The sequence below is a fragment of the Streptomyces sp. Isolate_45 genome, from assembly GCF_024721315.2.
Classification (GTDB): Bacteria; Actinomycetota; Actinomycetes; order Streptomycetales; family Streptomycetaceae; genus Streptomyces.
This window is the reverse complement of the sequence record NZ_JANFAK020000191.1, coordinates 1-14,006: the sequence shown is the minus strand read 5'-3', so window position 1 is coordinate 14,006 and position 14,006 is coordinate 1. Positions and strand designations below refer to the sequence as shown.

12 protein-coding genes and 1 pseudogene are annotated in these 14,006 nt (G+C 73.2%); 9 read left to right on the top strand and 4 right to left on the bottom strand.

Annotation, left to right across the window (positions count from 1 at the left end):
• Both NOD94_RS35650 and NOD94_RS35645 read right to left on the bottom strand, forming a co-directional pair.
• Window positions 1-795, bottom strand: a pseudogene (locus NOD94_RS35650) (hypothetical protein); the annotation flags it as partial.
• 93 nt (window positions 796-888) lie between these two features.
• A complete protein-coding gene (locus NOD94_RS35645) occupies window positions 889-2,154 on the bottom strand; it encodes an MFS transporter (protein ID WP_281210377.1) in 1,266 nt (421 codons plus the stop codon).
• An 83-nt stretch (window positions 2,155-2,237) separates the two neighbouring features.
• Here NOD94_RS35645 and NOD94_RS35640 point away from each other — a divergent pair, with 83 nt between their 5' ends.
• From NOD94_RS35640 to NOD94_RS35620, 5 genes are all read left to right on the top strand, one after another.
• Complete coding sequence (locus tag NOD94_RS35640; RefSeq protein WP_281210376.1) at window positions 2,238-3,206, top strand: LysR family transcriptional regulator; 969 nt, start codon at window positions 2,238-2,240, stop codon at window positions 3,204-3,206.
• Window positions 3,207-3,302: 96 nt separating this feature from the next.
• On the top strand, window positions 3,303-4,673 hold the full coding sequence (locus NOD94_RS35635) for a nitrate/nitrite transporter (protein WP_281210375.1): 1,371 nt from the start codon (window positions 3,303-3,305) through the stop codon (window positions 4,671-4,673).
• A gap of 157 nt (window positions 4,674-4,830) precedes the next feature.
• Window positions 4,831-6,081 carry a uroporphyrinogen-III synthase gene (locus NOD94_RS35630; RefSeq protein ID WP_281210374.1) on the top strand — a complete coding sequence of 417 codons (1,251 nt, stop codon included), beginning with the start codon at window positions 4,831-4,833 and terminating at the stop codon, window positions 6,079-6,081.
• A 98-nt stretch (window positions 6,082-6,179) separates the two neighbouring features.
• On the top strand, window positions 6,180-6,722 hold the full coding sequence (locus NOD94_RS35625; protein ID WP_281210373.1) for a GNAT family protein: 543 nt from the start codon (window positions 6,180-6,182) through the stop codon (window positions 6,720-6,722).
• An 83-nt stretch (window positions 6,723-6,805) separates the two neighbouring features.
• Window positions 6,806-7,387 (top strand): CGNR zinc finger domain-containing protein, encoded by a 582-nt coding sequence (locus NOD94_RS35620; protein WP_281210372.1) that lies wholly within the window; start codon window positions 6,806-6,808, stop codon window positions 7,385-7,387.
• Between the two features lie 168 nt (window positions 7,388-7,555).
• Here NOD94_RS35620 and NOD94_RS35615 read toward each other — a convergent pair whose 3' ends face one another.
• Together NOD94_RS35615 and NOD94_RS35610 are read right to left on the bottom strand one after the other, a co-directional pair.
• The gene (locus NOD94_RS35615) at window positions 7,556-7,765 is read right to left on the bottom strand and encodes a hypothetical protein (RefSeq protein ID WP_281210370.1); all 210 of its coding nucleotides are present in this window, start codon (window positions 7,763-7,765) and stop codon (window positions 7,556-7,558) included.
• Window positions 7,758-7,907 carry a hypothetical protein gene (locus tag NOD94_RS35610; RefSeq protein WP_281210369.1) on the bottom strand — a complete coding sequence of 50 codons (150 nt, stop codon included), beginning with the start codon at window positions 7,905-7,907 and terminating at the stop codon, window positions 7,758-7,760. Before NOD94_RS35610 ends, NOD94_RS35615 begins: the two co-directional genes overlap by 8 nt.
• 144 nt (window positions 7,908-8,051) lie before the next feature.
• On the opposite strand from NOD94_RS35610, the gene NOD94_RS35605 reads away from it, so the two are divergent.
• The 4 genes from NOD94_RS35605 to NOD94_RS35590 all read left to right on the top strand — a co-directional run bounded on the left by NOD94_RS35605 (window position 8,052) and on the right by NOD94_RS35590 (window position 13,895).
• Window positions 8,052-8,372 carry an antibiotic biosynthesis monooxygenase gene (locus tag NOD94_RS35605; protein ID WP_281210368.1) on the top strand — a complete coding sequence of 107 codons (321 nt, stop codon included), beginning with the start codon at window positions 8,052-8,054 and terminating at the stop codon, window positions 8,370-8,372.
• Entirely contained in the window at window positions 8,369-9,595 is a 1,227-nt protein-coding gene (locus tag NOD94_RS35600) for a helix-turn-helix domain-containing protein (protein ID WP_281210367.1), read from the top strand. The genes NOD94_RS35605 and NOD94_RS35600 overlap by 4 nt, the downstream gene beginning before the upstream one ends.
• A 127-nt stretch (window positions 9,596-9,722) precedes the next feature.
• On the top strand, window positions 9,723-12,029 hold the full coding sequence (locus NOD94_RS35595; RefSeq protein WP_281210366.1) for a UvrD-helicase domain-containing protein: 2,307 nt from the start codon (window positions 9,723-9,725) through the stop codon (window positions 12,027-12,029).
• Window positions 12,030-12,488: 459 nt separating this feature from the next.
• Complete coding sequence (locus NOD94_RS35590; RefSeq protein ID WP_281210365.1) at window positions 12,489-13,895, top strand: NAD-dependent malic enzyme; 1,407 nt, start codon at window positions 12,489-12,491, stop codon at window positions 13,893-13,895.
• The last annotated feature ends 111 nt before the right edge of the window (window positions 13,896-14,006 follow it).

Genomic DNA, 14,006 nt, shown 5'->3' with positions numbered 1-14,006 from the left:
GCCGCGGGGGCCGGCGGGGCCGTTGCGGCCGGTGTCGCCGCGGTCGCCCTTGGGGCCGCGTTCGCCCCGATCGCCGCGGTCCCCCTTCTCGCCGCGAGGGCCGCCCGACGGGCCCTGGTCGCCCTTCGGGCCCTGCGGCCCGGTGTCGCCGCGGTCACCCTTCGGGCCGCGCTCACCGCGCTCACCGCGCTCACCGCGTTCGCCCTGGTCTCCCTTGTCGCCCTTTTCGCCCTGCGGGCCGGGGCGGCCCGGCTTGCCGTGGTGGCCGGGCTTGCCGTCGTGGCCCGGCCGGCCGTCGTCGCCCTTGGGGCCCGTCACCGGGGTGGACACGGCGAACAGGGCCGACTCCTCGGCGCCGGTGGCCCATTCGCCGCCGTCCAGGGTGGTGCCCTGGGGGGCGTCCGCGTCCACGTGGACCGACACCGAGAGCCGGGTCCGGGTGTTCGCCGGGAAGGTGAAGCCCGCGCGGGTTCCCGCGTCGCAGGTCAGCAGGCGGGCGTCCGACGAGCGTTCGCACGAGCCGGCGGCGCGGTCACCGTTCCAGTAGACGCGGGCCTCGGGGAACGTGGTCCTCTCCGGGGCGGTGATGCGGAAGGTGCTGCTGCGCGTCGCGTCCGTTCCTCCCGAGGCCGAGAGGACCACGCGCCCCGTCGTGCCGGGAGCGATCGACGGGACGTACGGCTGGGTGAAGCGCAGGTCCGAGGAGGCGGCCAGGGCCGGCGCGGCCGGCACCAGGCAGCCGGCGGTGACGGCGGCGACGAACAGGGCGGCGGGCACGGAACGGGAAGCAGGCAAGGGGTGTTCCTCCGCAAGGGGAAGGGCGCTGGGGGAAGACCCCCCAGTTATGGCCGATCCCGCGCGGCGGCGGGGAGTACCACGCGGGAGTGATCACTCGGCCGCCGGATCAAATCGTCCCGCCACGGCGGCGAGCAGGGCCAACAGGGCGGCCGCGGCGGGCAGCAGGTACGCCGTCGTCGTGCCGAGGTGGTCGACGGCCAGTCCCGCCGTGGCCGAACCGACGGCGATGCCCCCGAGGATCGCGGTGACGGCCAGGGTCATGCCCTCGTTCAGTCGCTCCCGCGGGGTGGCCCGCTGGACCAGGGCCATCGCGGTGACCATCGCCGGGGCCGTCGCCGCGCCCGCCAGCAGCAGCGCGCAACCGAGCAGGGCGAGGGAGCCGGCGCCGGCCGCGATCCAGGGCAGCGCCATCGCGGCGGCCAGGGCGAGCAGGCACGTCCGCAGGCTCCGGGGGCGGCGGGTCCCGTAGAGCAGGCCGGCCGCGCAGGAGCCCGCCGCCTGGAGGGCGAGGACCGGTCCGGTGGCGGCGCCGAGGCCCTGCGCGCCGAGGTGGGCGATCGAGGTGACCTCCATCGAGCCGAACACGACGCCGGTGGCGAGGAACAGGCCGAGCAGCGGCAGCAGCCGGCGCGGCAGGGAGGGGCCGGTGCCGGTGGCGGGCCGCGCGCCGGCGGGCGGGGGCTCCGTGGCGCGGTGCGCGGTGAACACCGTCATCCCGGTCAGGAGCAGGACCGCCGCGACGAGGGTGCCCGCCTCCGGGAAGAGCGCCGTGCACAGGAACGCCGCCGCCACGGGGCCGAGCAGGTAGCAGAGTTCGTCGGCGGCCTGCTCGAAGGACATCGCCGTGTGGTGCGAGGCAGGGGGCAGCAGGTGGGTCCAGCGGGCCCGGGACATGCCGCCGATGTTGGGGGTGGTGGCGGTGGCCGCGTACGAGGCGAACAGCGTCCAGGCGGGCGCCTGCGTACGGACGCACAGGACCAGCGACAGCGAGCCCAGGACCGCGACCGCGGTGGCCGGCAGGGCGATCCGCGCCTGGCCGTACCGGTCGACCAGCCGGGCCGTCCACGGCGCGACCAGCGCGGTGGCCGCCAGCCCGGTCGCGGTGACCGCGCCGGCGAGGGCGTACGAACCGCGCTGGCCCGCGATCATCAGCACCGCGCTGATCCCGAACATGCCCATGGGCAGGCGGGCGATCAGGTTCCCGACGGTGAAACCGCGGGTGCCGGGGAGGGCGAAGAGCCGCCGGTACGGGCCGGGGACGCGGGCGGGAGCGTGGGCGGTGGTGGCGTCGGGCCGGCGGGGGGACAGGACCAGGGTGCTGCCCGTCACGGCCATGAGCGGGGTCTTCTGCGGCATGGTCCGAGCCTGCGGCCCGGACCGCCGGCGGTCCAACACCTGTTCGGGGGCCATTCACCGCTCCCGGTTGTTAATCTCCGGGGATGCTCTCCCGCGATGTCGACCCCCGGCTGCTGCGCGGCTTCGTCGCCGTCGCCGAGGACCTCCACTTCTCCCGCGCCGCCGCCCGCCTCTACGTCGCCCAGCAGGCCCTCAGCCGTGATGTGCGCCGCCTCGAACTCGTCGTGGGGGCGCCCCTGTTCGTCCGCACCACCCGGGCCGTGGAACTCACCCCCGAGGGGGAGCGGCTGCTGCCCTACGCCCGCGAGGTGCTGCGCGCGCACGAGGAACTCGCCGCCGCCTTCGCCGGCCCGCCCCGCGCGCTCCTCGTCGACGTGAACACCGACGGCCCCGGCACCGGCCGCCGCGTCCTGGAACGCGCCCGCGAGCTCGCCCCCGGCTGCGAGCTGATGGCCCGCTTCGAGAGCGGCCTCACCCACGCCGCCGGGGAGATCGTCGCCGGCCGGCTCGACGTCTCCTTCGGCTACGCCGCCGGCCTCGACCCGGCCCTGCGCGCCCGGCTCGCCCACCGACCCGTACGGTACGAACCCCTCGCCGTGCTGCTGCCCGACGGGCACGCCCTGGCCGCGCGGGACGACGTACCGCTGGCCTCGCTGGCCGGGGAGACCGTGTACGCGGGGGCCGGTAACCCGCGCACCCTGGAGTGGACGCGGCTGGCCGGCGAACTGTTCGCCGGGCGGGGCATCGAAGCGGCGCCGCCCGCCCCGGTGGCCGTCGGCAAGGAGGAGTTCGGTCGGGTGATGGCCAAGACCCGCAACCCGGTCCTGGTCACGGTCGGCTTCCCCGACATGCCCGGAGCCGTCAAACGGCCCCTCGTCGACCCCGTCCCGCTGTCCCCGCTGTCCATGGTGTGGCGCAGGGGCCTGCTGCACCCCGGCCTGGACGCCCTGCTCCGGGCCGTCGAGGAGCTCCAGGGCCCCGCGGGCTGGCTGGAAGTGCCCACGGGCAGTTGGCTCCCCGCCGCACTCACACCGGGCTCCGGCAGCGGGTGAGTGCAAGGTTTCCCGCCGGTCATCCGGCGGGGACCGGGGCCGAAACGCGCCCTTCCTACGGTCGGACCACGGACGCGACAGCTGTGGAGGCGTGTGATGACCGGTACGACCGCACCGCGCAAGGGGGGCCGCTGGATCGAGCGGTGGGAACCCGAGGACGAGACGTTCTGGAAGGAGACCGGCGAGCGGACCGCCCGCCGCAACCTCCTCTACTCCGTGCTCTCCGAACACATCGGCTTCTCCATCTGGTCCATGTGGTCCGTGATGGTCCTCTTCATGGGCCCGCAGTACGGCATCGACCCCGCCGGCAAGTTCTTCCTCATCGCCACCGCCACCTTCGTCGGGGCCCTGGTGCGCGTGCCCTACACCTTCGCCGTCGCCCGCTTCGGCGGCCGCAACTGGACCGTCGTCAGCGCCCTGCTGCTCCTCGCGCCGACCGTGGCCGCGCTCGTCGTCATGGAACCCGGCACCTCGTACGCCACCTTCGTGGCCGTCGCCGCGCTGACCGGGGTGGGCGGCGGCAACTTCGCCTCCTCGATGACGAACATCAACGCCTTCTTCCCGCTCCGCAAGAAGGGCTGGGCCCTCGGCCTCAACGCGGGCGGCGGCAACATCGGCGTCCCCGTCGTCCAGCTCGCCGCCCTCCTCGTCATCGCGACCGCCGGAGCCGACCGGCCCAGGCTGCTGCTCGCCGCCTACCTGCCGCTGATCGTCGCCGCGGCCGTCCTGGCCCTCGTACGCATGGACAACCTGGCGCCCGTCCGCAACGACGCGGGCGCCGTCCGGGAGGCGGCCCGCGACGTCCACACCTGGATCATGGCGTTCCTCTACGTCGGCACCTTCGGCTCCTTCATCGGCTACAGCTTCGCCTTCGGCCTCGTGCTCCAGACCCAGTTCGGCCGGACCCCGCTCCAGGCCGCGTCGCTGACCTTCATCGGACCGCTGCTCGGCTCCCTCGTGCGGCCCGTGGGCGGAGCGCTCGCCGACCGGTTCGGCGGAGCGCGGATCACCCTGGCCGGCTTCGTGGCGATGGCCGCGGCGACCGGCGTGGTCGTCCTGGCCTCCGTACGGGAGTCGCTGCCCGTGTTCCTCATCGGCTTCGTGGCCCTCTTCGCCCTCAGCGGCGTCGGCAACGGTTCCACCTACAAGATGATCCCCGGGATCTTCCAGGCCAAGGCCCTCGCGCGCGGCATGAGCGGCGAGGAGGCCGCCGCGTACGGACGCCGGCTCTCCGGCGCCGCCATGGGACTGATCGGAGCCGTCGGCGCGCTCGGCGGACTCGCCATCAACCTGGTCTTCCGGGAGGCCTTCGCCTCCTCCGGATCCGGCAGCGCCGCCTTCGTCACCTTCCTCGGCTTCTACGCGGCGTGCTGCGCCGTCACCTGGGCGGTATACCTTCGCCGACCCGCCCGGGTGCCGGCCGGCGCCGCCGCAACCGAGGCGAAACCGCAGCTCACGACCGTGTGACGGGACGGGCGCGGCGTGCGGCGTTACGGCGCCGAAATGCGGTGGAACCGAGCCTGACACGACGGCTTGGCAGGCTCGGTCCCGCGACGAGACACCCCACCCCCACCGGGTAGGCCCAGCCGGGCACCGGGCAAGGCAGCCGAGGCAGGTCACAACGATGGTCGACGAAGACGAGGACGGCGACGACGCCATGAGCACGGGGCCGGTTGCGGGTTCGGGCGTGGGGGCGGGCGTGAGGTCGGCCGGCGGCCCCGCCGGTTCCGCCGGGGCGGCCGCGCCCGCCGGGCCGCTCGCCGGGTTCACCATCGGAGTGACCGCCGCCCGGCGGGCGGACGAGCTCATCGCCCTGCTGAAGCGGCGCGGCGCGGCCGTGATCCACGCGCCGGCCCTGCGGATCGTGCCCCTGGCCGACGACAGCGAGCTGATGGCCGCGACCAAGCAACTCGTCGACAGCCCGCCGGACGCCGTCGTCGCGACCACCGCCATCGGTTTCCGCGGCTGGATCGAGGCCGCCGACGGGTGGGGCATCGGCGAGGACCTGCTGGCCCGGCTCCGGGCGACCGAACTCCTGGCCCGCGGCCCGAAGGTGAAGGGCGCCGTACGGGCCGCCGGACTGGTGGAGGACTGGTCCCCGGCGTCCGAATCGCTCGCCGAGGTACTGGACCGCCTGCTCGACGCCGGCGTCGCCGGCCGGCGCATCGCCCTCCAGCTCCACGGAGAACCCCTGCCCGGTTTCGTCGAGGCGCTGCGCGCCGGCGGCGCCGACGTGGTCCCCGTACCCGTCTACCGGTGGATGCCGCCGGAGGACCTCGCCCCCTTGGACCGGCTGCTCGACGCGGTGGCCGTGGGCGCCGTCGACGCCGTCAGCTTCACCTCCGCGCCGGCCGCGGCCTCCCTGCTCTCCCGGGCCGCGGAACGCGGACTGCGGGAGGCCGTCCTGGAGGCGCTGCGCGGACCCGTCCTGTCCGCGTGCGTCGGCCCGGTCACCGCGCTGCCGCTGCAGGCGGAGGACGTCCCCACCGTCCAGCCCGAACGCTTCCGGCTCGGGCCGCTCGTCCAACTGCTCTGCCAGGAACTGCCCGCGCGGGCCCGGGTGCTTCCCGTGGCCGGGCACCGGCTGGAGATCCGGGGCCACGCGGTGCTCGTCGACTCCGAGCTGCGGCCCGTGCCCCCGGCCGGGATGGCCCTGCTGGCGGCGCTGGCCCGCCGGCCCGGCTGGGTGGTGTCCCGGGCCGACCTGCTGCGGGCCCTGCCGGGCGCGGGCAGCGACGAGCACGCCGTCGAGACGGCGATGGCCCGGCTGCGGGCCGCCCTCGGGGCGCCGCTGCTGATCCAGACCGTGGTCAAGCGCGGGTACCGGCTGTCGGTGGACGCGGGCGGCGAGGACCGGTTCACGGCACGGGGGTGAGGGCGGGGCCGGGCCGGGGGCCGGGCCGGGGGCCGGGCCGGGGGCCGGGCCGGGGTGAGGGACTGGGCAGGGCGGGGCGGTTCCGTTACCGTGCTCGGATGATCATTGACGGGGTGGAGATGAGGGGCGTCACGCTCGACGACGCCGCCGGACTGGCCGACGTACTGGCCCGCAACCGCGCGTACATGGCGCCCTACGAGCCCCACCGCACCCCGGAGTTCTACACGGAGACGGGCCAGCAGGCCCGCGTGGGGGCCCTGCTCGCCGACCGCGACGCCGGGCGGGCCCTGCCGTACGTCCTGACCGCCGCCGGCGACCCCATCGGGACGATCAACCTCGGCAGCATCGTCCACGGGCCCCTGTGCAGCGGCGGCATCGGCTACTGGGTCGACCGGGCCTGGGCCGGGAAGGGGCTCGCGACCGCCGCCGTCGAGGAGGTCTGCCGGATCGCCCGCGACGAGGCCGGCCTGCACCGGGTCGAGGCCGGGACCCTCGTCGACAACCTCGCCTCCCAGCGGGTCCTGGCCAAGGCCGGCTTCACCGAGTACGGACTCGCACCCCGCTTCCTCCACATCAACGGTGCCTGGCGCGACCACAGGCTCTTCCAACGCCTGCTCCACGACGACCCGCCCGCCGCGTAGCCCACCTCACGGGGGGGTTCCGCAACGCCCCCGCCGACGGCACTCTGGGGAGGCGGCTCACGGCGACCGAGGCGGTGACGGGCATGTGGTTCGATTCCGGACGGGTCTGTCTGGACCTACTGGCCACCTTCACCCCCCACGGGGACACCGAAGGCATCAGCGACGGCGACGAACTGCGCCTGTGGCTCGTCGGCGCCGGGCTCGTGCCCGACCGGACCCCGCTGGGAGGGCTGGGACCCGACTGGGTGGCCGCCTTCCGCGCCCTGCGCGACGACGTCGATCGCCTCGTCCGCGCCGAGCTCGCCGGACGGGGCCCCGCGGAGGACGCCCTCGCCCGGGTCAACGCGGCAGCAGCCGGTCCACCCCCGGGCCTGTGTGCCGTCCGGGACGGCGAGGGCCACCTGGTCCGGGAACTTTGCGGTGGCGTCGAATGCGCCGGCCTCCTCGCGTCGGTGGCCCGGGACGCCGTCGAACTCCTCACGGACCCCGGAGACATGGCCCTGCTCCGCGCCTGCGAGGGCGACGGCTGCGCCCGGGTCTACCTGGACACCTCCCGCGGCCACCGCCGCCGCTGGTGCTCCAGCGAACTCTGCGGCAACCGCGAACGCGTGGCCCGCCACCGGAGACGGGTGGCGGGGGTGGCGGGCGTCGCGGGGAAGGGCTGATGGCGGGGCGGGGTCGGGGGCGGGGGCGGGCGGTGTTCCCTCGGTCCGGGTCGGGTGTGGTGCGGGGGCTGCCCGCCGGTCCACTGTCCTTCCGTGTCGGTCCGGTCCGTCAAGGGCGCTCACCCGCCCGTCAGGACGACGAGAACGACCTGAGGAGTGAGTAGGCGGTCAGGCGGGTTCGACGTTGGCGGCGGCGGTGGTGAATTCGCGGCCCGACGCGACACGGATGTATGCGAGCTCCACCCAGTGGTCACGCAGGTACGAGTCCGAGACGTTCTCGTTGATCACGGCCATCAGTAGGCCCTCGGCGCCGGAAGCGATATCACGGACCCGGCGACGCAGGAGGCGATGCGGCACATATGCGTAGCGCTCAGTCATCGGACCGGCCCTCGAAGGTGCGGAGAAAACGCTCCCAGCCGACCAGTGCCCGGTGGAGCAGCTCCGCGCTGGGCTCGAGCAGCCCACTGGTCGAGGGCGGATGTTCGGTGGCTGTGTCGAAGGTCGAGGTGTTTGCGGGCATTTGAGGCATGCGCGCGTCTCCAATGTGCGTTGCAGGGGAGCGTGACATGAAGTTAGTCGCAGTGTTTCTGCGGGTCAAGAAAAATTGCTACTCGCAAGAATTCTGTGTGCCTGCAACACTGGCTGCGACTCGAAAGGGGTACGTATGAGCGAGGGATTCGGCCTGGTCGTGCGCTTCTCGCTGCGCGACGAGGAAGCGGCAGTGGCGTTCGACGAGCTGTGTGCGACCACCTTGGAGGGGATCAAGAGCACCGAGCCGGGCACGTTGACGTACGTGGTGCACGTGCCGGAGGGCGAGCCGCTGGTGCGGGTGTTCTACGAGCTGTACGCGGATCGCGCCGCCTTCGACGTCCACGAGACGCAGCCGCATACGAAGTACTTCCTCGCCGAACGGGAGCAGTACCTTGCGGGTGTCGAGGTCACGTTCCTCGATGCGATCGGTGGGAAGGTGGCAGCGCAGCAGTGAGTTCCGAGAAGCGGCGCGCCTTTGGTGCGCGAGTGGCCGATCTGCGTCGGCGGAAGGGCTTGACGCAGGAGGAACTGGCGGCAGCTGTCGGCCGCACGGCGAGCTGGCTGTCCCAGGTCGAGCGCGGCGTGCAGCCGGTGAACCGGCTGGACGTGCTGCGGTTGCTCGCCGACGGCCTCGGTGTGCCGCTCCAGGTCCTTCAGCCGGATGCGCCTTCGCCTGTGGAGTCGGAGCCGGAAGCGAGCGCCCTTGATCAGGCGCGGCTGGTGCTGTCCGGGCACGCCGCACTCGATGTTCTCCTGGGGCCGCACCAGGACTTCCAGCCGGACGCGTTGATCGATCTTCGGGAGTCGGTGAACCGGATCTGGGAGCTCACGCACACCGGCCGGTTCGCGGATCTGAGTGCTGTGGTCGGTCCGGTGGTCGCGCAGTTGGAGCGGGGCAGCCGGACGGCCCCGGACGAGTACGTTCCCGAACTGCGCGGTCTGCTGGCCGGGACCTACCAAGCCCTGGCCGCGGCGTTCGTCCGCCAGAACGAGGCGGATGCCGCGTGGGTCGCGGCGGACCGTGCGATCCGCGAGGCGGAGCTCTCCGGTGACCCGCTCGGCGTCTTCGCCGGGATCTACCGCCTCTGCCACGCCTTCGTCCACCTCAAGCACCTCGACCAGGCCGAGCACGCCGCCACCACGGCGGTCGGCGTCCTCCAGCAGCACGTCGAGAACGCCGAACCCACCCCTGAACACCTGTCCGTCCTGGGGTCCCTGCACCTGGTGCTCGCACTTGTCCACGCGCGTTCGGGGAAGAGGGCGTACGCGAGACAACAGATCGAAGACGCCCGACGCGTCGGCCGGCGGCTGGGCGAGGACCGCAACGACTTCAACCTCGAATTCGGTCCTACGAACGTGGAGATCCAAGCCGTCTCGACCGCGGTCGATCTCGGCGACGCCGGAGAGGCGCTCGACCTCGCCCAGGACCTCCGCACGGGCGGCCTGTCCGCCGAGCGACAAGCCCGCCTGTTGATGGACGTGGGCCGCGCCCACGCGCAACGCCGGCAGTACGCGGACTCCTTGGCCTGTCTGCTCCGCGCGGAGGAACTCGCCCCCGAGATGATCCGCACCCATGCGGCGGCCCGGTCCGCCGTACGGGACCTCGTACTCGCCGCAGGCCGGTCCGCGTCGGACGGACTCCGTGCTCTGGCCGAGCGTACGGACACCCTCGACTGATCCGCCGCCCCCCCCCATCCCACCCCCGCCCGTGGACATTTCGTCCGGCGCGCGGAACCGGCGTGCGGACAGGGGCTGGATTCGCGTACGGTTGACGGTCGCCCATGCACGTCAGAAGGGGGCCTTGGTGGCCGCGCAGAATGCCGCTGTCGACAGCACGGCGGATTCCGTCCGCGATCGGGAGATCGCGGGCGAGCAGACGCATCTCGACCGGGTGTACCGACGCCTTGAGGAGAAGATCCACGAGGCCGAGTTCCTGGTGAACGACGCCGCCAAGCGGAGCCAGGTCGGCACGCCCGGCGCGCTCGCCGAGCGCGACGCGCAGGTCTTCCGCGCCGGGATCCACCTCAACCGGTTGAACAACGAATTCGAGGACTTCCTCTTCGGACGGATCGACCTGGTCCTCGGCAAGGACGGGGAGCGCGGCGCCGACGGCGCGTTCACCTCCGTCGAGCCCGCCGACGACGCGATCCGTCCGGACCTCACCGCCGACATCGCCGAAACCCTGCACATCGGGCGCATCGGCGTACTCGACACCGACTACGCGCCCCTCGTCATCGACTGGCGCGCCCCGGCGGCCGCGCCGTTCTACCGGTCCACGCCCAAGGACCCCGGCCGCGTCGTACGTCGTCGCGTGATCCGGTCCAAGGGGCGCAAGGTGCTCGGTGTCGAGGACGACCTGATGCGTCCCGAGGTCACCGCCACCCTCGACGGCGTCGAGCTGCCCGCCATCGGCGACGGCGCGCTCATGGCCGCCCTCGGGCGGGCGCGGACGCACTCGATGCGGGACATCGTCTCCTCCATCCAGGCCGAGCAGGACCTGGTCATCCGGGCCCCCGCCGCGTCCGTCGCCGAGGTGGCGGGCGGGCCGGGCACCGGGAAGACCGCCGTCGCGCTGCACCGGGCGGCGTACCTGCTCTACCAGGACCGGCGGCGCTACTCCGGCGGCATCCTGATCGTCTCGCCGACGCCGCTGCTCGTCGCCTACACGGAGGGCGTCCTGCCCTCCCTCGGCGAGGAGGGGCAGGTCGCCATCCGTGCGCTCGGCTCGCTCGTGGACGGGGCCGAGGCGACCACGTACGACGATCCGGCCGTGGCCCGGATCAAGGGCTCCTCCCGGATGCTCAAGGTGCTCCGCAAGGCCGTACGGGGGGCCCTGGAGCTGGGCGAGGCGCCCGAGCGGCTCCGGGTGGTGGCCTTCGGGCGGCGCCAGGAGCTGGAGTCCGCCGAACTGAACCGGATCCGGCAGAACGTGCTCGGCGGAACGGCGCCGGTGAACCTGCTGCGCCCGCGCGCCCGCAAGCTGCTCCTGGACGCCCTGTACTCCAAGTCCGGCGGCGCCGGCCGGCACAGCGACCCGGAGCTCGCGGCCGAGCTGCGTTCCGCGTTCGACGAGGACATCTCCACGGAGGACGACTTCATCGGCTTCCTGAACGCCTGGTGGCCCGAGCTGACCCCGCGCAAGGTCCTCGCGGCGATGGCCGACGAGCGGCGCCTCGGACGCTGGTCGCGCCGGGACCTGAACCCGCGCGAGACCCGGCAGCTGGCGCGTTCGCTGCGCCGGATCGGCCCGGACGGCAAGGGTCCGCTGTCGGTGCACGACGTGGCCCTACTGGACGAGCTCCAGCTGCTCCTCGGCGCGCCCGCGCGGCCCAAGCGGCGGCGGGACATGGATCCGCTCGACCAGCTCAGCGGGCTGGAGGAGCTGATGCCGACCCGCGAGGAGACCCAGTGGGAGCGGGCGGAGCGGATCGCGGCCGAGCGCACCGAGTACGCGCACGTCATCGTCGACGAGGCCCAGGACCTGACGCCGATGCAGTGGCGGATGGTGGGCCGCCGGGGCCGGATGGGGACCTGGACGGTGGTCGGTGACCCGGCGCAGTCCTCCTGGACCGATCCCGAGGAGGCGGCCGCCGCCCGGGACGAGGCGCTGGGGCGCAGGCCTCGTCGGCGCTTCACGCTCACGGTGAACTACCGCAACCCGGCCGAGGTGGCCGAGGTGGCCTCGCGGGTGCTGAAGCTGGCGATGCCGGACATGGAGCCGCCGACCGCGGTGCGCTCCACGGGACTGGAGCCGCGCTTCTCGGCGGCCGGGTCCGATCTGGGCGCGTCGGTGCGGGAGGAGACGCGGCGGCTGCTGGAGCAGGTGGACGGCACGGTCGGCGTGGTCGTGGCCATGGACCGGAGGGCGGAGGCGGCCGGCTGGCTGGCCGACCTCGGGGAGCGTGCCGTGGCGCTGGGCAGTCTGGAGGCCAAGGGGTTGGAGTACGACGCCACGGTGGTCGTCTCCCCGGCGGAGATCGCGAACGAGTCCCCGGCGGGCCTGCGCGTGCTGTACGTGGCGCTGACGCGCGCGACGCAGCAGCTGACGGTGGTCTCGGCGGCGGCCGACCGGCCGGGCCCGGACGGCGTCCCGGAGCTGCTGCGGCCCTGACGGGGCGGGCCCGGCCCGCCCCGTCAGGGGGAGGCTCCCGTACGGGGCCGGATGGCCCGCGGCCAGGAGCGTGATGCGGGCCATCGAACTCGCCGGAGGGGGATCACATTCGGCGAACCTTTGTTAGCCTGGTCAGGACACCGGCTCGATCCAAGCCCCCGGGCCCAACCTTCGTCGCTCAGAGCGACCACTTGCCGCGAGGCGAGCATGGCGGGTCGGTGTCTTAGACGGAACACAGGTCCGCGCCCTCCACCCAGTGGGGGGCGCGGACCTGTTTTGTATTAATCCACCATTCCGCCGACCCCTGGTATCTCGTATGGTGGAAGAGTTCTTCCGAAGTTTGTAGCTGGTTACCTTTTACCGGCTGGTAGGTGGGACGATCGGACAACGGGACCTGTCACACCAGCCGTGTGCGGGCCCTGTGTACAGCGAAATCAGGGACAGAAGAGGAACACGGCCATGGCAACGGCGCCCAGCGTCTCGTATTCGATGACGGTCCGCCTGGAAGTGCCCGCGAGCGGAACCGCGGTCTCCCAGCTCACCACCGCCGTGGAGTCTTCGGGGGGTTCGGTCACCGGCCTCGACGTGACCGCGTCCGGCCACGAAAAGCTCCGCATCGACGTCACCATCGCCGCGACCTCCACCGCGCACGCCGACGAGATCGTCGAGAAGCTGCGCGGCATCGAGGGCGTCAGCCTCGGCAAGGTCTCCGACCGAACCTTCCTGATGCACCTCGGCGGCAAGATCGAGATGGCGTCCAAGCACCCCATCCGCAACCGCGACGACCTCTCGATGATCTACACCCCGGGCGTCGCCCGCGTGTGCATGGCGATCGCCGAGAACCCCGAGGACGCGCGCCGCCTCACCATCAAGCGCAACTCCGTCGCAGTCGTGACCGACGGCTCCGCCGTGCTGGGCCTCGGCAACATCGGCCCGATGGCCGCGCTGCCCGTCATGGAGGGCAAGGCGGCCCTCTTCAAGCGGTTCGCGGGCATCGACGCCTGGCCGATCTGTCTGGACACGCAGGACACCGACGAGATCGTCGCCATCGTCAAGGCGATCGCCCCGGGCTTCGCCGGCATCAACCTGGAGGACATCTCCGCGCCGCGCTGCTTCGAGATCGAGGCCCGGCTGCGCGAGGCCCTCGACATCCCCGTCTTCCACGACGACCAGCACGGCACCGCGATCGTCGTCCTCGCCGCCCTGACGAACGCACTTCGCGTCGTCGGCAAGGCAGTTGGGGACGTCAAGGTCGTCATGTCCGGCGCCGGCGCGGCCGGTACGGCCATCCTGAAGCTGCTCCTCGCGGCGGGCGTCAAGAACGCGGTCAGCGCCGACATCCACGGTGTCGTGCACGCGGACCGCCCCGACCTGGTGGACGCGGCGGCCGACTCCCCGCTGCGCTGGATCGCGGACAACACCAACCCCGAGGGCTACACCGGCACCCTCAAGGAGGCCGTGGTCGGCGCCGACGTCTTCATCGGCGTCTCGGCTCCCAACGTGCTCTCCGGCGAGGACGTCGCCGCCATGGCCGAGGGCGCCATCGTGTTCGCGCTCGCGAACCCGGACCCCGAGGTCGACCCCGCCGTAGCCCGCCAGACGGCCGCGGTCGTGGCCACCGGCCGCTCGGACTTCCCGAACCAGATCAACAACGTGCTGGTGTTCCCGGGCGTCTTCCGCGGTCTGCTGGACGCCCAGTCCCGGACCGTGAACACCGACATGATGCTGGCCGCGGCCACCGCCCTCGCGGACGTCGTCGGCGAGGACGAGCTGAACGCGAACTACATCATCCCGTCCGTCTTCAACGACAAGGTCGCCGGCGCGGTCGCCGGCGCCGTCCGCAAGGCCGCCACCGCCGCCCAGTAGCCCCTGGACGGGCCCGGCGGCCACCACGGCCCCGCCGGGCCCGTTCGGCGTGTCCGGCGGGGCGTGGAGCGGCCCTCGGGGCGGCGCCGGTGCCGTGCGTGACGGTCCGTG

Coding starts and splice junctions, on each gene's coding strand:
- NOD94_RS35620 (WP_281210372.1), top strand. CDS start 6,806: ATGTGGTTCGATTCCGGACGGGTCTGTCTGGACCTACTGGCCACCTTC.
- NOD94_RS35615 (WP_281210370.1), bottom strand. CDS start 7,765: ATGACTGAGCGCTACGCATATGTGCCGCATCGCCTCCTGCGTCGCCGG.
- NOD94_RS35625 (WP_281210373.1), top strand. CDS start 6,180: ATGATCATTGACGGGGTGGAGATGAGGGGCGTCACGCTCGACGACGCC.
- NOD94_RS35590 (WP_281210365.1), top strand. CDS start 12,489: ATGGCAACGGCGCCCAGCGTCTCGTATTCGATGACGGTCCGCCTGGAA.
- NOD94_RS35630 (WP_281210374.1), top strand. CDS start 4,831: ATGGTCGACGAAGACGAGGACGGCGACGACGCCATGAGCACGGGGCCG.
- NOD94_RS35635 (WP_281210375.1), top strand. CDS start 3,303: ATGACCGGTACGACCGCACCGCGCAAGGGGGGCCGCTGGATCGAGCGG.
- NOD94_RS35640 (WP_281210376.1), top strand. CDS start 2,238: ATGCTCTCCCGCGATGTCGACCCCCGGCTGCTGCGCGGCTTCGTCGCC.
- NOD94_RS35610 (WP_281210369.1), bottom strand. CDS start 7,907: ATGCCCGCAAACACCTCGACCTTCGACACAGCCACCGAACATCCGCCC.
- NOD94_RS35645 (WP_281210377.1), bottom strand. CDS start 2,154: ATGCCGCAGAAGACCCCGCTCATGGCCGTGACGGGCAGCACCCTGGTC.
- NOD94_RS35605 (WP_281210368.1), top strand. CDS start 8,052: ATGAGCGAGGGATTCGGCCTGGTCGTGCGCTTCTCGCTGCGCGACGAG.